The 17,851-nt window shown below is 54.5% G+C and carries 14 protein-coding genes; 12 read left to right on the top strand and 2 right to left on the bottom strand.

The window, feature by feature from the left end:
* The 9 genes from HGP31_RS27835 to HGP31_RS27795 all read left to right on the top strand — a co-directional run bounded on the left by HGP31_RS27835 (position 1) and on the right by HGP31_RS27795 (position 8,172).
* Positions 1 to 1,632: a DUF2300 domain-containing protein gene (locus HGP31_RS27835; RefSeq protein ID WP_168759009.1), complete on the top strand. Its 1,632-nt coding sequence runs from the start codon at positions 1 to 3 to the stop codon at positions 1,630 to 1,632.
* Between the two features lie 3 nt (positions 1,633 to 1,635).
* Complete coding sequence (locus HGP31_RS27830; RefSeq protein WP_168759008.1) at positions 1,636 to 2,445, top strand: YfaP family protein; 810 nt, start codon at positions 1,636 to 1,638, stop codon at positions 2,443 to 2,445.
* Positions 2,446 to 2,666: 221 nt separating this feature from the next.
* Positions 2,667 to 3,935, top strand: a complete 1,269-nt coding sequence (locus HGP31_RS27825; protein ID WP_168759007.1) for a tyrosine-type recombinase/integrase — start codon at positions 2,667 to 2,669, stop codon at positions 3,933 to 3,935.
* Positions 3,936 to 3,943: 8 nt separating this feature from the next.
* Positions 3,944 to 4,648 carry a hypothetical protein gene (locus HGP31_RS27820; RefSeq protein WP_168756986.1) on the top strand — a complete coding sequence of 235 codons (705 nt, stop codon included), beginning with the start codon at positions 3,944 to 3,946 and terminating at the stop codon, positions 4,646 to 4,648.
* 134 nt (positions 4,649 to 4,782) lie between these two features.
* Positions 4,783 to 5,025 carry an AlpA family transcriptional regulator gene (locus tag HGP31_RS27815; RefSeq protein ID WP_168759236.1) on the top strand — a complete coding sequence of 81 codons (243 nt, stop codon included), beginning with the start codon at positions 4,783 to 4,785 and terminating at the stop codon, positions 5,023 to 5,025.
* Positions 5,022 to 5,426: a recombinase family protein gene (locus HGP31_RS27810; protein ID WP_168759006.1), complete on the top strand. Its 405-nt coding sequence runs from the start codon at positions 5,022 to 5,024 to the stop codon at positions 5,424 to 5,426. The genes HGP31_RS27815 and HGP31_RS27810 overlap by 4 nt, the downstream gene beginning before the upstream one ends.
* Positions 5,427 to 5,625: 199 nt before the next feature.
* The gene (locus HGP31_RS27805) at positions 5,626 to 6,207 is read left to right on the top strand and encodes a recombinase family protein (protein ID WP_168759005.1); all 582 of its coding nucleotides are present in this window, start codon (positions 5,626 to 5,628) and stop codon (positions 6,205 to 6,207) included.
* Positions 6,208 to 6,209: 2 nt separating this feature from the next.
* A complete protein-coding gene (locus HGP31_RS27800) occupies positions 6,210 to 6,839 on the top strand; it encodes a hypothetical protein (protein WP_168759004.1) in 630 nt (209 codons plus the stop codon).
* A gap of 139 nt (positions 6,840 to 6,978) precedes the next feature.
* Positions 6,979 to 8,172, top strand: a complete 1,194-nt coding sequence (locus HGP31_RS27795; RefSeq protein ID WP_168759003.1) for a hypothetical protein — start codon at positions 6,979 to 6,981, stop codon at positions 8,170 to 8,172.
* A gap of 98 nt (positions 8,173 to 8,270) precedes the next feature.
* On the opposite strand, the gene HGP31_RS27790 is transcribed toward HGP31_RS27795, so the two are convergent.
* Positions 8,271 to 10,163, bottom strand: coding sequence for a nuclease-related domain-containing DEAD/DEAH box helicase (locus HGP31_RS27790; protein ID WP_168759002.1), 1,893 nt, complete (start codon positions 10,161 to 10,163; stop codon positions 8,271 to 8,273).
* Between the two features lie 180 nt (positions 10,164 to 10,343).
* Between HGP31_RS27790 and HGP31_RS27785 the strand changes: the two genes are divergently transcribed.
* From HGP31_RS27785 to HGP31_RS27775, 3 genes are all read left to right on the top strand, one after another.
* Entirely contained in the window at positions 10,344 to 11,201 is an 858-nt protein-coding gene (locus tag HGP31_RS27785; RefSeq protein ID WP_168759001.1) for a hypothetical protein, read from the top strand.
* A gap of 129 nt (positions 11,202 to 11,330) precedes the next feature.
* The gene (locus HGP31_RS27780; protein WP_168759000.1) at positions 11,331 to 12,542 is read left to right on the top strand and encodes a DUF4297 family anti-phage-associated protein; all 1,212 of its coding nucleotides are present in this window, start codon (positions 11,331 to 11,333) and stop codon (positions 12,540 to 12,542) included.
* Between the two features lie 16 nt (positions 12,543 to 12,558).
* The gene (locus tag HGP31_RS27775; RefSeq protein ID WP_168758999.1) at positions 12,559 to 14,244 is read left to right on the top strand and encodes an ATP-binding protein; all 1,686 of its coding nucleotides are present in this window, start codon (positions 12,559 to 12,561) and stop codon (positions 14,242 to 14,244) included.
* Between the two features lie 140 nt (positions 14,245 to 14,384).
* On the opposite strand, the gene HGP31_RS27770 is transcribed toward HGP31_RS27775, so the two are convergent.
* Entirely contained in the window at positions 14,385 to 17,843 is a 3,459-nt protein-coding gene (locus HGP31_RS27770) for a class I SAM-dependent DNA methyltransferase (RefSeq protein ID WP_168758998.1), read from the bottom strand.
* Positions 17,844 to 17,851 lie beyond the last annotated feature (8 nt).

Below are 17,851 nucleotides of genomic sequence, written 5' to 3'. Positions count from 1 at the left end.
ATGTATCGGCCTTGGGTCTGGTTGCTGCTGTGTCTGATTCCCGCGCTGGCCAGTGCGCAGGAAGAGCCCTTGCGCCTGGCTTTCAAGGATCAGTTGCTGACGTTGAGCCGAACGCAGGTGCTGTCGCGCGAACCTTTGCCCGACAGTTTGCAGGCGCCCCTGGGCAGTGTCTGGAAGCTGTTTGTGTACGCCTGGCTGGTGGACACCGGCGCGCGTGAGCCGGCGTACGAGTGTCGCGGGCAGTCGAAGGAAGACGTCTATTGTTGCACCGCCGGTGGCAAGATCGATCGGGATCAGGCGTTGGTGAAATCCTGCGGGCTGTATTTCGAGCCGGCGCGATTGGGTATTGATGTTTCTGGTTGGCGAGCGTATTGGCAGGCTCGTCAGGCGCCGGAGTGGCTGCTGGACTTGCCATCCTTGCAGCCAGCCACCCGGGTTTCGGTGGTGGAATTGTTGCGCATGTTGGCGCTGATGCCGGCGCAGGACCAGGCGCGTCGCGTATTGCTGGATGTGCTATTGAACGCGGCGGATGGCAACGTCGTGGGCGAACTCGGCAGCCGCTTGCGGGTGAAGACTTGGAGCTGGCTCGGGGATCGGGATGCAGCGTCGCGCCAGGGTGGGTTCGCCGGTTGGACGGCGGATGGCACGCCGATCTGGGCGGGAGGGCGCGGAACCAGCCAGCGGGTGCTGCGCGATTACGCCCAGGCGTTGTCCGTGGTGCTGCCGACGTCCTGGCCGGTGGAGGCTGGGAAGTGTGTCGAAGTCGATCTTTTCTCCCGCTATCCACTGCAACGGGTCATGTCAGATGACCGTGTCATGTCGTCCGGCCTGTTGCGGGGCGATTACCGGGTCGAGTTCGTCAACGGTAACCAACTGGATATCCACAGTGACGGCGACCTGTTTTTACTCAACGACAGCCCTTCATCAAAACTGGTCGCCCGCCTCGATCGCGAAGAGTACGTCGCCCGAGTCCTGCAGCGTGAAGCCAGTGCCGAACCCGTTGAGGCCGCCAAGGCCCTGGCCGTGGCCATCCGCACCTACCTGCTGCAAAACGCCACGCGCCGCGGTGATTGCCTGAGCATCGACGACAGCAGTCAGCACCAGCGCGTCGCCCCACGCCCAGCCACGGCGCAGGTACGCAGCATCGCCGCCTGGACCAGCGACCTGGTGCTCACCGGGAGCACCGTGACCTACCACTCCAATCAGCCAGGCCTCGACAGATTGTCCTGGCAACTTGCCGTGGACCAAGCCAACGCCGGCCAGCGCTACGACGCCATCCTGCTCCACGCATACCCGCGCGCCAGCCTCAGCCGCTGGGATAATCCTGTTGCTTCCTGCGAGGCGCTGCCCGCCGCGCAAGACTGGCTGCAAAAGCAACGCCGCGGCTGGCGCCCCCGTCTTGAAAGCGAAGCCGGCTACAACGAAGTCAGCACCTTCGCCGTATGTCGCCTGGCCTTCGGCCGTCCTTTCGTCGACCGTGAACGCCAGCGCATCTACGCGCGCGGCGTGCTTTCGCTGCAGGACCGCCTCGACCTGACCCACGAATACCTGCACCTGGCCTTCGAAGCGCATCCCAACGGCCAGGATGAAACCTATATCGAAGGGCTCGCCCGCCACCTCTTGCTGGAATAGGCCATGACAGATCGTTATCCACAGGTCTTGCTGCTGCTCTGCGCGCTCGCCCTGTTATCCCCGGCAACCGCCGCCGACAGCGTCAAACTCGACACCCCCTCTGGCGGCTGGCGAACCGGCGCCGCCGAAGGGGAAGGCGAAAATTTTCGGCAGATCGTCAACTACCCGGCCTCATCGGTGAACACCCCGGCGGGACAGGCAAACACCGCACGTATCAAAGGTCAGATCAACGCCGCGCCTAAGAACGGCGAACCCGGCCGACTAATCGTCAACGGCGTCAGCATGCCGCTGAAAATCGATACCGCGGGAGGCTTCGATCGACCGTTCTCATTCCCCAGTGGCAGTAACAGCGTCGAAGTCCGCAGCCCCGACGGCCAGCAACGGCGCCGTGTGCAATTCCTCAACGCCAGTGGCGGAGCAACTCCAGCCAAACTGCGCGTGCTGTTGGCCTGGGACAGTGACGGTACCGACCTCGACCTGCACCTGATCACCCCCGACGGCGCCCACATCTGGTACGGCGACCGCGCCGTGGCCAACGGCGCCGCACTCGATGTCGACGTCACCACCGGCTACGGCCCGGAAATCTTCGCCATGCCCGCGCCGATCAAGGGGCAGTATCTGGTGTATGTGAATTACTTTGGCGGTGGGTACCGCAGCGATGAGGAAGGGCAGGATGCGGTTCAGCCGTTGACGACGGCGCAGGTGACGGTGATTACGGAGGAGGGGACGCCGAGTGAGAAGATGGAGACGTTTCTGGTGCCGATGCGGGCGGTGGGGGAGCTGACGTTGGTGAAATCGTTTAGTTATCCGTGAGAGAAAGGGGCGGGATGACATTATTACGGGCATTAAAAAGCCGGCTTGTGGGCGGCTTTTCTATCGTCCATCAAAGTCCATGCTCATCTGAGCGATCATCTTAAGTGGCCTGTAAATAAAGGCTTTAATGCTGATTTATGTCCACTGCTTGCCAGTACCCGCCAACATCATCTACCTTTCTTGGTATGGGCCTGGGTATGGGCTGAGTTTCTGGTGGGGATATGGTCAAGCTGACAGTCAAAGGAATAGCCGGGTTGTTGAAGTCCGGTAAACGAGGTTATGCCGGTGACGGCGGAAACCTGTATTTCAAGTACAACGTTGATGGTAAGGGAAGCTGGATTTTTCGCTACAAGTGGAACGGCAAGTCACGTGATATGGGGCTTGGGTCTTATCCTGATATCAGCCTTCCTGATGCTCGTGCAAAGGCTCTGGAGGCTCGTCGGGTGCTGAATTCAGGCGCAGACCCACTATCGGAGCGAGAGGTCGTGCGCGAAGCTCACAGAGCTGTAGAGCGGGCTGCTGAGGCCAAGCGTCACTCGTTCAAAAGCCTTGCCATTGAGTACCACCAAGCGCATAGCGGAAAACACTCTGAGAAGTGGCGAAAGGGTTGGGTGCGAAAAATGGAGAAGTATGTGTTTCCGTTGATCGGTGACTTTCCTGCTGAGGCAGTCGAGGTGGATCATGTGCAAAAGATTTTGAATCCTATATGGGTTGAGAAAACTCGCACAGCGGACGAGGTTCGGGGGCAAATCGAGCAGGTGCTCGATGCTGCAAAAGCACGTGGTCTACGAGCGGGTGAGAATCCGGCGCGTTGGCGGGGGAACCTGGAGCATCTTCTTTCCAGAGATGCTAAGAAAGCAGCTCGAAAGCGCGAGCACTTTGCAGCTATGAAGTGGTCTGAGTTGCCTGTGTTGATGGCGAAGCTTCGAAAGGATGACACTCTGCCGTCGTTTGCTGCTCAGTTATTGATCTTGACTGGTGCGCGGGCTCACATGGCCAGGTTTGCATGTTGGGAGGAGTTCGATTTTGAGTCCAAGACCTGGGTGCTATCGGCTGAACGCATGAAGGCGCGTAAAGCCTTTGCAATACCACTCTCCGAGCAGGTTTTAGGCGTGCTCGCTAAGATCCCACGCATTGAGGGGAGCACATTCCTATTCCCTGGGCGAGGAAAGAGCGGGGTGATGCATGCAAATGCAGTGCGTACTCTTCTGCATGGAATGAAGCATGCTGACATCACCCGTCATGGGTTTCGATCAACATTTCGCGACTGGGCAAGTGAGTCCACCAGCTATCCGCGAGAAGTCTGTGAAATGGCTCTTGCACACGATGAGCGAGACCAAACCGAGGGTGCATATTCCCGGACTGACTTCCTTGAGAAGCGTCGACCGTTAATGCAGGATTGGGCTGAGCATGCCTCATCAGAAAAGACTGTCGAAACGGAAATGCCCTCTTTGGCCGACGCTATCGCATCTCCTACTTCTCTCCTCTAAGGTTTGATATGCCTGACCACCTCTCACAGCTCAGTTGGTTCACCACCGAGCAAGCGTTGCGATATTTAAAGCAAGAGAAGTCTATCGAGCTAACCCAGCACGATTTATTCAGCCACTGCGAGCAGGGGAACTGCATCGCCCTTATCAACCCAGGTGGTCTTGCGGGCAAGAGCACCTCATATATAGCGGGTGAGGACAATTCGTATTTTCAGACTGTTTACGCCGACGGCGAGTCCCGGATACTCAATCCGCTCACTATCCTAGACTCAGTCGCTACGAGCCCGGTCACGATCTATCTATCCGGACAAGTGCGGGAAAAGCATGAAACCGATGCAGCGTCATACCCGTGCGAAGAATGGGCGATTGAGCTGTTGCCGCAGGATTGTAAGGTACGATTCGAGCGCTCGGGAATTGACTCATTTGCTGCCAGCATTAACCGTAAGGCCACCGCCACCGCCACCGCCACCGCCACCGCCACCGCCACCGCCACCGCCACCGCCGGCCCTGCGGAAGAAATACCATCTCACTCCCTTGTAATTGCAGCCTTGCTGGAGCTGCTGCTTGAGCCTGGCAGCCGTAACTACAATCAAAGCGGCGTCACCAAGGAAATCGTCAAGCGCCACGGAAAGTGGTACGGCATCGGCGACAGCAGTCTTCCCAAGCTTTTCGCGTTGTGCAACAAAGCTGCTAAAGAGGCCGATAAGTCCGTCTGAATTTCAATTGCAAAACTGTTATTTGCAATTGAAATGACTCCGGCACGCTCGTTGGATTGAATGGGTGCATCCAGTCCACGAAGCACCATAGGGTGCCAAGGAGTCTCCAGATGCACACGTCTATATCTTCCCAAATGCCGCAACCTCGGCGCGTCTCTCAAAACCGTCGAATCCTTCGACTTCCAGACGTAGAGAGTTGCGTAGGGTTCAAGCGAGCCCACATTTACAGTTTGATGGGCCAAGGATTATTTCCACAGTCAGTGCGCCTCGGTCCGCGAGCTGTAGGGTGGGATTCGCTCGCCATCGACGAATGGGTAGAAGATCGCATTTCCGGCGAACCGTCTCGCCGCTCCGATACAAAGGGAGATCTTCAATGAGGACTCTTGCTTACGTCAGCACCAACAGTCTGAGTACCGAGATTCAGCGTTGCGAGATCGCCCAGTTGCACAATGTTGAACATTGGTTTGCAGATGAGGCGCTCAGCGAATCAGTCAGTGTCTTAGAGCAGCCCGGTTTCATGGATGCACTCAAGTTTGCACGCAGGGGCGATACCCTGATCGTCCACTCGATCCAAAGCCTGGGTAAATGCAGTCTCGAACTATTTGACGCTCTCAAAGCTCTACGCGCGAAAGGTGCAAATGTGATCTCGGTGCAAGAAGGCTTCGATCTTTCAAGTCCTCAAGCAAAAGCATTCCTGAAAACGGCAGGCGGCCTCGCGCAACTGAAACGCATTATCTCCGGAGGGCAAAACTCGACGGCTAAGCGGGCGAATCACTAGGAGGCGCTGAGGACGGCTGCTGAAAATGCGTTTCTTTGGATATGGAGTAGCTCAGAGAGTGTACTTTTTGAGCCGCCAAATATGCTCAGCGCTACCAATGGAAAGGCTGGGCTTTAGAGTGGCTCAAATGTGTTGTTTTAATCTGAGCTATCACGTATATTCTGAGCCATACTTTTGAGCCATATAGTGAAGCGCCCCGGTGACAGTTCTAGCCTACGTCCGAGTCAGTACAGAAGATCAGAGCACCGAAGCACAGCGTCACTCTATTGCTCAGACGCACAACGTTGAGCACTGGTTTGACGACGAAGCAACCAGCGGCGCAACAAAAGCGGCACAGCGCTCCGGGTTTGCTGCGTTACTCAAATTCGCTCGCAAGGGCGATACGCTCATTGTGTCCGCCATTGATCGTTTAGGACGGGACACAATCGATGTACTCGAAACAGTCGAAGCATTGACCGCAAAGGGTGTAGCCGTCGTGTCAATGCGTGAAGGCTTCGATCTGTCCAGCCCCATAGGCAAAGCCATGCTAACCATGCTTGCTGCCGTAGCTGAGCTGGAGCGCTCAAATATAAAGGCCAGACAGATGGCAGGTATCGCCCGAGCACGTGCCACAGGCCAGAAGCTCGGAGCCCCCAAGAAAATCGATGACGCCGCTGTTAGTGCGTGGCGTAAGGCCCAAGAAGCGACCATCCAGCAGACGGCTCATCAGTTCGGGATTTCCATTGCAGCCGTGAAACGAGCCTGCGCCAGCAAATCATTACACATCGTAGAGGGGCAGTGATCATGGCAGGCAAGCAGAAAACACCGGATCAAGCTGCGCAGGCAGTAATACTCAGAGAGGCAGGCTGGACGATTCCGGCAATCGCCAGTCAGCTGGAAATCAGCATTAGTACAACTCAGCGTTTATTGAAGAAGCACGGGGCAGTCTCAGGTGCCGCCACGCAAGCGCTGATTGAGAAAGCCAGGGAGGGAATGCTCAACATGGCGTTCTCTATGGAGAGCGTTCAACAGGCAGCAGCCTCGCTCGTTCTCGATGATCTGGCGCTCAGTCAGAACATCCGGATGAAACTTGCTTCGGCTTTGGACATCCTCGACCTGAGCAGTCCCATAGCTTTCCGGTCTCTAGCTGCAAGTGCCACGACCCTCAAACTGACACAGGACGTTGCACGCCGGGCGCTACCTCTCGAAAAACTGAACCAGACGCTTGAAGTAGAAGAACTCCCAGTCCTCCAGATTCAAATCATGAACGCTGACGATGTAGCAGAGATGCGAGCGCAGCAACGCCGAGAAGAGGCGGAGATCAGCGGAGATAGCGAAGGCGTGGATGATGAGATTGAAACACTGAGCTGGCTTGCGGAGAGAAGATCAATCCAGGCCCAACAGTTTGACGGCGATATCGTTGTCGAAGGGTGATAGCACCTTGATCAAAGGATGACCGGGACAAAGTGTCAAACCCTTAGAGCACAGTGTAAGTTCCGAACACCCTGGCGCCATCCAGGGAATCAAGAAAATGAAAATCTGCCCCGGATCTATTCCGGGCAATGAGACTGCCATGACCATCAAGCATCAGAGCCCATTCAAGGAGGGTGAGGTTTTACAGATCCAAAAGCGCCTGCTCGATAGCGCTCGTAGCCGCCACGCAGAAAGCATGGTGAAGAGGGAGGCCTACAGAGCTCTTTTCGGAGACGACTGGCTTGAGCAGGGCGAAACGGTCGGCGCGGAGCTAGATGGGGGTGAATGGTCAGCGGACTTGGATGCGCTGCTCGACAAACTTCCACTGGAACTGCCAGCCAGTCCTCGCACGATGATCCATAGTGAGTCTGACGAGCATGCGGCTATAGAGTCGGGTCTGTTTGCGGGCGAGTCTTCATATAGTCTCCAGACCTCTTCCAGGCCTCACTTGGAAGACAGAGAGGCTGTACCTTTCCCAGGTGAGCAGATCATTCCGCGAGGGATCGACTATGCCAAATCTGGAGTAAATGCAAAAACTAATCGCTCAAAACGACGCGGCCGTTCTGTCTCGACACCAAGCAGGGCGGGGCTTATAGCTAATTTCCATATGAGTCATGCTGAACGTGTTGTAGCTATTAATAAACTACACCCAGACTTTGATCATGATCAGATAGAGAAGCTACTGAGAACAGATGCCTTCATTCAGAAGCTGGTGCAGGAGTATCAGGGAACTGGTGAGCTCCCAGGTTGGGCTAAATTTGTTAGCCCGGAAATCAAACAGTTCTTCCGTCTCTTTCGGCTGTGTACGAAGCCCGATGCCAAATCGATCACCATCCGGCTCGATCACAAAACGGCTGAGGCTGCTCTGGCTGCTCCACGCGGCCCGGCTAACTACCTCGCTGCGATCATCAAGCGAATCCTGTCGAAGCTGGGCATTGAGACTGATCTGGTCTTCAATCTTGAATTCAATCATACCGGCCGCACAGAAAATCACCCTGCTCACATCCATGGCGCGCTGTGCATTCCAGACGACAGAGTAGATGAGGTGACAGAGGCTCTAAGAGGGGCGCTGGCGATGGGTTACAGACAACGCTATCACAACGTTGCCGTTCACATCGAAACACCTCGGAGCACCCGCTGGTGGGCAACCTACTGCATCAAGGAATACGACAGCAGCGCTATTAAACTAACAACTGAACGGGGGCGAAAAAGCCGCCCGGACTACGCTAGCCAGGAACTCGCACAGCAGGCGAAGGCTGTCTATGAGGACATTGGTGCTTGGGTCAATGCTTGATAGTGCTTCGCCAGCACCATTTGATTACGGTGCCCTGGAAGTGACGTTCTCATAGGGAGGTGGCAGGTGACTGTCATTGCTACCGTGACCACTCGGATCTAAGGGGCTGACAGAGCTATTTCTCCTATCGAGTGAATTTTTCCTGCTCCTGACTGGCCACTAGCTACAACAGCATGGTCTCGGAAATTTTTTCCAAAGCTCTGCAGTTCGGGTGCGCAACAGACGACCGTCAACCAGCTCCCTTCCTGGCTTCGCTTCAGCCGCGTCAAGCCTGCATAGACTAGCGCCAGGCTTTGCGCATTTGCAGCTTCAGTCACATAGACGACCAGCAGGCGAGACTCCCATCCCTTGAAGCTGTGCAAGGTAGTTGCTTTGATCTTGGCATCACCCATGTAGAAGCCCATCTTCCTGCGGCGATGGTCAGTGCCAAATGTATCAACAGCTCGAATATTGTATTCATCGAGCCGACGTACCACTTCGGCCCCAGATGCCATATTTCCCGTCAGCATGGTGATGTCTGCATTAGCCAAACCGTTCTTGCCGGTCTGATGCATCAAGGCACGGATCTCGTCCGAGCACACTTCCGTGGCATTCTCGTGGTTACATTGCACCCAGCGAAGGTGACAGGGGTATAGATCAAGTGATCCTTGCTCAGGCTGCGGTAAGTCGACGACATCTGCAGGAAGGAACATTTCCGCAAAGCTTCGTGCAAGGTTCAGCGCATCCGGCGGCAATCTGTAGCTGACATCAAGCTGTGCCCACCGTCCCCCTGGAAATCCGGCACCCTTCATCACGTCATCTGTCCATGCGGTAGCTGTACCGTAAATGTCCTGTGTCGCATCCGCGACTAAAAGCATTTCTCCGCCTGGTTTGCATGCTTTGCGCAGTACATTCCACCACAGCGGGCGATAATCCTGCCCTTCATCTACCAGAATAGCGTCGTACCTTGAAGCACCCGGATGCATGACAGCCTCGTCTGCCAAGAGCGGCAATTCACTGTTCAGAACATCCTCTCGGCCATTAGCCCATAGAGCGTCATACCTCTGCTCCCATCCCGCTTCATAACAGACGTGCTTGCACCACAAATGGAAGTGTGTGAACCGAATATTCCTAATCCGTTCTGGTGCATCGAGGTTCCGAACAATGAGATCACGAAGGTAATGCCAGAGCGTAATGTTGAAAGTAGCAACCAGAACGGACTTGCCTTCGTTAGCCAGCCGTGCGGCTCGCGCTGCAAGCACCAGGGACTTTCCTGAGCCAGCTGGCCCTTTTATCCGGCGATAGCCAGTCTCAGTGCGAGTGTCGGCTAAGGCCCGCTGGTTACGATCTAAGGCCAGAGGCGTTCTCTGCGCCGATGCGAAGTCCGGCTCAACAAGCCAGCCACGCAGATCTTTGGCCAAGCTCTCCGATATGAGGAAGGAACCATTGCGGGTAGCTTCCGGGAATATGGCCTTTAAATTTCCGACCGAAATTTCGTCAATGCCGCTGATTGGCTGATATTTGGCATACTCACCATTACTCAGGAAAGGAGATAGGAGATTTTTGACCTGATCCGCCCGTGCGAAAGGGAAGATGACCCCCGCAGTGATAGCTGCCCATCCGTTTTTTGACTGAATACGTGGACAATAAAGGTCGAAAATCTCTTTCTTGTAGAGGTTTACTTTGGTGACAGGATTCTCGCTTTGGAGACAGAACTCTTTGCCGTCCTTCTCTGCCCAAAGGGCCTGATTCCCCCAGTTATCCTTCTTTGTGAAGTACCTCATGGCGCTCAGGTTCCAGTCTTTGACCTCGAACACTGCGATGCCCCCACTCGGATTCAATAGAACGAAATCCGGGCGCAATCCATTCAAATGGGGCTGTATGTAGATCTCCCAATCAGATGGCAGATTCTGGTTGAACATCTGAAAAACTTTTTGCTCGCCTGCGGTCAGTGCTTGCCTTAATTTGGCGTGCTCAAGCAAGGGCGGATAGATCACTCTTTCATCAGACATTTAAATCATTCTTCCCTGAGAAATTGCCTTGCTAGCGCGACGAGACTAACCGGTGGCACCTGCCTGCGTAGGGCCATCCTGCCACCGGAGTTGTACGTGGGGCGCGGCAGTATGGCTTAACGCTAGACTGGTTGCTGGCTTTTTGCTACTAACGCATCTCTTTATGAGGAGTGCCTTGCGATGGATCGTACACACCAAGCCTTAACCAGGGCCTACAGTGAGATTCTTTCAGAGCTCCCGATGCACTGGCTTGACCGGAGTCGAGCCCACGAACCTGAGTTCGCGAAGCTTTCGGGTCTGTTTCTTCCTGGGACGTCGTCGGTTTACGAGCAGGCTCTCCGGCGCATCATGGTAGTGGGCCGCGAGACGCGACTGTGGAACGTAGTGTCCAGCCAGGCTCCATTCCTGCATTTGGACGAATACATACAGAGGGCCATGGCCAAACAGCAGGCGCATTTGGCCCGACACCTGGCAGGGCCACCGGACAAGGGTGCCAGTTACTTCAACCTGCTTCGTTCCCTAGCATCCGACCACGGGTCCGATGGCATCGCCTGGGCTAATTTGTTTGGCTTTGCCTGGAATGGGAAATCGCCGATGCGTTGGCCGAACTTCCCCATGCTTCTGGATATCTCGGAGCGGCTGTTAAAAGCTCAGATTGAAATTCTCAAGCCGGACATAATCCTCTTCGCTAACGGTGCCAGTAGCGCCAGATTTCGCCGGAAGTACTTCCCGTACACAGGCGAGCACAGTGTATGCACCAACCTTGCTGACTACCGTGAGCAAGGCATTGCCAACGATCAGCTATGGCAGTTTCATTTGAATGGGACAATCCAGTGTTATCGCATCCAGCATCCAAGCAGTATCAGCGCAGCCTCTCGGGAAGCCAGGGACTTTTTGCTGAATCGAGTGCTGAGCAACGGTGCGGCCAAAGCTATGAGTACTCAGCTATGGCGACTAGCTGCCGCTGGTGCACAAATCGGACAGTATTCCATGCTATCCACAGTGTATGCTCAGCCAAAACTGTCACCGCCCACATGATGGTAACGCGTGCTCGGCGTATCGCGAGTCCTCACCAGCATCAACGGAATGGCACGTTGGAATACTTGCACCGGCTTGCATTGCTAAATGCGAGCAATTACTGATAGAGACATAGCAAATGGACATGCCATGACCGACAGAAGCGCCGTTGACACTATCCGAGGGTATTTTTACCAATTCGATCTGTCCATCCTCAGTGTCTTGCAACTGGCTTCGCCGGACGATTCCATCGAGATTGAGTGCACCGAGGACATCGATATCCGGACCGCAAGCGACGTCACAGCCACGCAGTGCAAGTACTACGCGAAGACCGAATACAACCATTCCGTGATCAAAGATGCGGTCAAGCACATGGTGTCCCACTTCAAGGAAAGCTTGGCGGGAACGAAACCGAAGGTTGCGTATTCCATTAAGGGACACTACGCCTCCGGCCAGGAAAAACTGGACGGCGGTGTAGACGTCGATTTCCTGAAGAAGCACTTCCTGACCTACACGAAAGAAAAAGTCACCTATTACCATTACTTGGACTTAGGCCTTTCCGATACTGAACTCGAGGAATTCCTAAAGCGCCTGACTATCGACATCAGGGCGAAAGCGTTTGACCAACAGTTCCGAGAGGTGGTCGGGGCCCTCCAAGTTGCGTTGGGAGGGACATCATTCTCTGCCGAATACTTTTTCTACAATAACGCGCTAGCGGTTATCCGCGATCTATCGATCAAGGCTGCGCCGACGGACCGGGCAGTTACGAAGAAGCAATTCCTGGCCAGGATCAATACCTCAAGCATTCTGTTCAACGAGTGGTTTGTCGAGAGGAAGGGCAAAAAAGCCCACTTGGCAGCGCTTCGTAGGGAGTATTTCACGGAGCTCAACGTGCCGCCGTATGAACGCTTCTTCATGGTAGAGGTAGACACAGGCTCATATGATCGAGGCGACCTAAAGGACCTATTCCTCGAGCTTTCAAGGAAATGGGCCAAACTGTCCGCACGTGAGCCTTCCCCTTTCTGCCCGTACATTTATGTTCACGGAGTACCAGACAGTGAGCTTCTCGAGCTGAAGAGGGAGCTCAGCACAGAAGGGTTTAAGCTCATAGACGGCCATGACTTCCAAGGGGCGGACTTCAGCCACCAATCGATCACGCAGACGGCCACGCATGGTAACGGTATAAGGATCAAGGTCCTAAACACGCTTCCCAACGTCGAGCAAACCGTAGACGCAGTTACCAAGACACGGCGCATCTACCAATTCCACATAGGCAACTGCTACTTCCAATACGACAAGCCAGCGGTCCGGCACGTCAAGATTCAGGTAGAACGGCTGTCGGACGTCAAATCCATCATCTAACCGCAGGGACGTGAGCATGGTACACATACAGGAAGAAGAGAAAATAAATGCCCAGGTAATCGCGGTCTTTCCCGACAAGGTGCGCATTGTTGTGGATGACCTCGAAGACTTTAAAACAGCGGAAGAGTCGCTGAGGGTCGGTTCCTATGTGAAGATTGCGGATAACGAAAACGCGGTTCTCATAGCAATTATCGAGAACTTCCAGATTGCCGTCAGCGCAAATGGGAAGCGGGATTACATCATCGAAGCATTCCCGATCGGCATCTTGAGGGACGGCAAATTCGAACGCGGCGGCGATTCGCTAGCGATCCCGCCGAAGGAAGTCCAGCCTGCGACCATCGCCGACATTAAAAAAATTTACGACGACTCGGTCCCCCAAGGTGAGAGGTTCCTATTTTCGACGCTGGCTTCAAATGGGAACGTCCCCGTACCCGTCAACGGAAACAAGTTCTTCAACAAGCACATCGCAGTGGTCGGCTCGACCGGCTCCGGTAAATCACACACCTTGGCTACTATCATCCAGAAGGCAGTGTCGGGAAAAGACGGCGACTTCTCCCTTAACAACTCGCATGTAATCATTTTCGACATCCACGCGGAGTACAAGTCGGCGTTCCCTTCCGCAAACCATATCGACATCTCAAACTTAGTCTTGCCATACTGGATGCTAAACAGTGAAGAGTTGGAGGAGTTCTTCCTCGATACCGAAGCAAACGATCACAACCAGAGGAACATTTTCAAGGAAGCGATCATTAGGGACCGACGCGCAAAATTCAGCGGCTCCGAAACCGAAAAGCAAAAAATTCACCTCGACACGCCTATCCTATTCGACATCAAAGAGGTGCTGGCGTACGCAATCGCTAAGAATGAAGAGATGGTCGATAGCGGAGAAGTCTACGCAGCCAGTAACAAAGAAAAGGCCGGACAGCCTAAATACACGCAGGGAAGCCTTTACGGAAAGTTGACTAACTTCGTGAACCGACTCGAGAATAAGGTGAACGACACCAGGCTCGAATTCTTCCTAGGCGAAAAATCAAAGAACATCACGTTCGAAGAAACACTTCAGCAGTTGCTCGGATACCCCTTGCAAAGCAGATCAAACGTTACCGTCATTGACCTTAGCGGAGTTCCGTTCGAAGTACTGAGCATCACAGTATCACTCATCTCGAGGCTCGTTTTCGAGTATGGGTACATCTACAAACGCATACGCTGCGCCAAAAACCCTAGCGAGAAGGTGAACAATGACGTGCCAATCCTGCTTGTTTACGAGGAGGCGCACAAATATGTCCCTAACAGCGAGCTTTCGAAGTACCGGTCATCCAAAGCCTCTATTGAGCGGATTGCCAAGGAAGGACGGAAGTATGGCGTCACGCTATTGTTAGCGAGCCAGCGGCCATCAGAGATATCTGAAACGATCTTCTCCCAATGCAGCAATTTCATTGCGATGCGTCTCACCAATCCAACGGATCAAGGCTACGTTAAAAAGCTACTTCCGGACTCGCTCGGCTCATTGATCGACAAGATGACATCGTTTCGGCAAGGTGAAGCTTTATTAGTAGGTGAATCCATCATTCTTCCTTCAATCGTCCAGATTGAACCTTGCGCCGACGCTCCCTCCTCCAACGACATTCCTTACTGGCAACTGTGGAAGGAGGAATGGAAGGACATGGACTTCGCGGCGATCAAGGCTGAATGGTACAAGTAATGTCCGCACCCTGTATTCGTAGAGGTGCTTAGCAGGATTAAGTTGCTCACCAGATCGAACAGGTAGCGAATATCGCGCCTACCTGTTCGTCATGATTCCGCCCACTCTGCCTTTTCCAGCTTCAGCAAACTACGCAAGGCTTAGCTGGCAAGGCGGTAGTGATCATCCTGCTGATAGACCATTCCCAACTCCTCCAAGGCTGCCAGCGCTTCAATGATGAGCGGGGAGGTTTTCTTGGGCTCCTTGAAGTTAGCGGCGATGGCTTCTGCTGTCATAGCGTCGATGCTCAACGCGCTGCGCACAGCCGCAATCTGTTCACGCATACCCTTCGGCCAAGCGGCTTTCTTCGCCCTGGCAGCAAGTGCCGTGGAGCCTTCAATCTCTGTTTCCAACTCCGCCTCAACCTGTTCTGGCATTGCTTGGGCGGTGGGGTTCTGGTAGTCCGGGCGCAACCAGCGGATCTGGCCACGAGCTTCATCGGCGGCTCGTTTGCCATTGAGTTCGACTAGGCGGCATAACAGCTCTTCCTCAGCTTCAGCCTGCGCCTCTGGCTTGTCCTGCAGCGGGGTTGTGGCTCCAGGTAGGCCGATCAGTTTCTTGGCTAAATCGCCCCAGCCGTAAGCTGCGAATACGGCGTGGTCGAGCTCATCGTGTAGTTCGCCCAGTATTGACACCAACCCCTGTTGGTGTGCTGTCTTTTCCTTTGTAGTTAGCGGTCTACCAGCACGAAGCGCGTCAAGCGCGTTATACATGCCGGTGAGGGTTAAATCAGGGAAATGTGCCTGCTGGTGTTTGCGATGGGCATCTATTTGCTCTGCGAGATGACCGATGCGCTTCCGTTGCTCTGAAGTAGTATCCGGAAACGGGAACGTTTCGAAACAATCTGTATGATTGTAGGTGGAGTCGTTCCCTACCCCAAGCCATGCTCCTGATGACATCGCCCAGCAACAATGCAATCTTGACGACAAGCACCCAAGCTCATAATCAGCGTCAACAGCAACGATAACAATTTTGCTTTCAGCAACAACCGAGCTATTTAGAAACTGAAAAACTCTGTGCTTTGCGGTTCTAGTCGTTGCGACGTAACGATCTAGTCCGCAAACAGCGTCACGAAACGCTTGCCCTGATCTGCGGAATAGCCACCACTTTTCAGCAGTTCGGCTTTCTCGGTTCAAGGTTCGAGTATCCCGCACACGGTCATAGATAATCTGATAGAGCTGGGGGTATTTTTGACGAGCCTCTTCATTACTCAATCCATGGAAATCCAAAACGTAGAATTTAAGCTCTCCATCAACAAGTTGACTTCCATTCATATAGGGCTTTAGCACGTCACAAGCACCCGGCTGTGCTTCAAGAAGCTTCAAAGCCTGCATTTTATCAAGCAAGAAACCCTGGTTGCCGAGTTCGAATCCCTTAACTGCGACTTTTTTATTAGCTTTCAGTTGCGACGCGCCTGCGACATTGGCACCGATCTTCAAGTCAGCAAACAATCGCCCTTGTTGCTCCTGTAGATTTACCTGGATTTCATCTTGATCGCCGCTAATCTCATCGCGTACCTGAAGCAGACGCCCCTCCTGTATGCCAGCAGCGCCAACAGTCATGGCAATCCGCACCTGAGCACCATCCGCAGCATCGACCCACGGATGGTCAGGAATGGCAAAGGCCAGCGACAGAGGATTCTTAGCTTCCAGTTGCGCCTGTACGACGCGGCGGTTGAAGGTTTGCTTGATACTGTTGGTGGTGATGAAGCCAAAGCGCTTGGCTGTACCAGCACGGGCTGCTTCTGCGGCAATATGCCACCAGTGCATGACGAAATCCGCCGACTCCGGAACTTCCGCCCAGGTGCTGCGCACAGCATCCACATAGCCGTCGCCCAAGGCCCGTCGCATGGTCGAAGCGCCGATAAACGGAGGATTGCCGACAATGTACTCAGCCTGCGGCCACTTTGCTTTGCGGGGACTGTGGTAGCGGTGTTGCTCGACCTGTGCGGACTCGTCTGGAATCGACTCCCCGGTAATCGGGCTGATCTTGTAGGTCAGACCATCCCAACGAGTAACGGGTCTGCCGGATTCGTCAGTGATCAACTCAACCGCGTCATAGGTGATCAGCGCATCACGGTGCTCAATGTTGTGGAAGTCGCGCAACACGGGCTCAGGCGGGTTGACCTTGCCGTAGGTGCGGAAGTGCCATTGCAGGTACCCGATCCACAACACCATTTCTGCGATCTTGGCTGCGCGGGGGTTGATCTCCATGCCTAGGAATTGGTGAGGATCGACCGTTAGCCCCTCCAGCTCGAAGGAACCCGACTTCACAATACTGCCGAGCACCTCTAAAACTTCACCTTCCAGCCGCTTCATGTGCTCCAGAGTGACGTACAGGAAGTTGCCACTGCCACAAGCCGGGTCAAGTACGCGAGTCTGGCAAAGCTGGTGATGAAATTTGCGAATCTCGGCAACGGCCTCTTTGGTTTTCCGCTGCTGCTTATAGGTCAGTGCGGCGGCCTGGACTTCTGCCCATTCGGAGCGCAACGGCTCGATGATAGTAGGCAGTACCAGACGTTCAACATAGGCACGGGGGGTATAGTGCGCACCCAGTTTGTGTCGTTCGCGGGGGTTCAGGGCACGCTCTAGCAAAGTGCCGAAAATAGCTGGTTCAACATAGCGCCAATCAGCCTTGGCCGCGCCAGCCAAAAGGTTGAGTTGATCCACATTCAGTTCGATGACTTGAGCATCCGCGAACAGTCCGCCATTGAACTGCAACACATCCGTATCGAGTGCGGGCGCAAAACCACCGGTATTCATTGTTTGCCAAAGGCTTCTCAGCTGTCTGCAAAACGACTCCGGCTTGGCCTTCAGGCGCTCCAAGAGCTCGGTGAAGCCTCTATCCGGCAGTAACCCTACATCTTCTGAGAACATGGTGAACAAGCAGCGCATGAGAAAACTGGCGACTTGCTCGGCTGGGTGGCCGCTGTCTTCGAGTGACTTGGCCAGCTTAGCTAATTGGTCGGCGATGACGCGAGTGATCTTGCCAGCATAGCGGGTAGGATCAAGGTTCTTTGGATCAAGCCAGACTCGCTTTAGAAGTTCGCGAGTCTCAGCGTCACGCAGTTTCTCCAGAGGAATCTTGTGACTTCGTGGGTCAGGGTACGCAACGTAGTTGCCACCTGAGAGGCTGAATTCGGAATACAGCGCAAGAGACTTGCCGACATCAGCAACGATGATAAACGGCGGGCGGCCTTCTTCAGCAGGCAGTGAACGAGCATAGTTCTCAGCCTGTTTCAACGCTTTGGTGATGGCGGCATCCCAGCCATCGCTGTGGGTTTGCTTGCCCGTGTCCTTGCCTTCGAGAATGAAACAGCCGCGCTTGTAGAGGTCGAGCGCTCGGGTTGTTTTGCCCCCATCTGCGAAAAGCTCGGTCACAGAACGTTCGAAGATGTATGCGTTGTCGCTACGCTTCGCCGTCGCCGGTTCAGGCTGTGGCAAATCCAGCAGGGTGCAGAGCTCGGTGATGAACATCTGTAAGTTGGCGCGCTCGTTACCTCCACGGCTCATACCACCGCCCCAACGCTCGATGTATGCCTCTACCTTTTGCTCAATCACGCCAGCTC

Origin of the sequence: Pseudomonas umsongensis (assembly GCF_012647205.1) — a bacterium.
GTDB lineage: Bacteria > Pseudomonadota > Gammaproteobacteria > Pseudomonadales > Pseudomonadaceae > Aquipseudomonas > Aquipseudomonas umsongensis.
The sequence above is the reverse complement of the archived record's forward strand: the minus strand, read 5'-3'. Positions and strand labels throughout refer to the sequence as shown.

Bases quoted from the DNA above. Each gene is read 5' to 3' on its own strand.
- HGP31_RS27775 (WP_168758999.1), top strand. From the start codon at position 12,559: ATGGTACACATACAGGAAGAAGAGAAAATAAATGCCCAGGTAATCGCG.
- HGP31_RS27825 (WP_168759007.1), top strand. From the start codon at position 2,667: ATGGTCAAGCTGACAGTCAAAGGAATAGCCGGGTTGTTGAAGTCCGGT.
- HGP31_RS27815 (WP_168759236.1), top strand. From the start codon at position 4,783: ATGCCGCAACCTCGGCGCGTCTCTCAAAACCGTCGAATCCTTCGACTT.
- HGP31_RS27785 (WP_168759001.1), top strand. From the start codon at position 10,344: ATGGATCGTACACACCAAGCCTTAACCAGGGCCTACAGTGAGATTCTT.
- HGP31_RS27830 (WP_168759008.1), top strand. From the start codon at position 1,636: ATGACAGATCGTTATCCACAGGTCTTGCTGCTGCTCTGCGCGCTCGCC.
- HGP31_RS27790 (WP_168759002.1), bottom strand. From the start codon at position 10,163: ATGTCTGATGAAAGAGTGATCTATCCGCCCTTGCTTGAGCACGCCAAA.
- HGP31_RS27780 (WP_168759000.1), top strand. From the start codon at position 11,331: ATGACCGACAGAAGCGCCGTTGACACTATCCGAGGGTATTTTTACCAA.
- HGP31_RS27835 (WP_168759009.1), top strand. From the start codon at position 1: ATGTATCGGCCTTGGGTCTGGTTGCTGCTGTGTCTGATTCCCGCGCTG.
- HGP31_RS27810 (WP_168759006.1), top strand. From the start codon at position 5,022: ATGAGGACTCTTGCTTACGTCAGCACCAACAGTCTGAGTACCGAGATT.
- HGP31_RS27820 (WP_168756986.1), top strand. From the start codon at position 3,944: ATGCCTGACCACCTCTCACAGCTCAGTTGGTTCACCACCGAGCAAGCG.
- HGP31_RS27800 (WP_168759004.1), top strand. From the start codon at position 6,210: ATGGCAGGCAAGCAGAAAACACCGGATCAAGCTGCGCAGGCAGTAATA.
- HGP31_RS27795 (WP_168759003.1), top strand. From the start codon at position 6,979: ATGACCATCAAGCATCAGAGCCCATTCAAGGAGGGTGAGGTTTTACAG.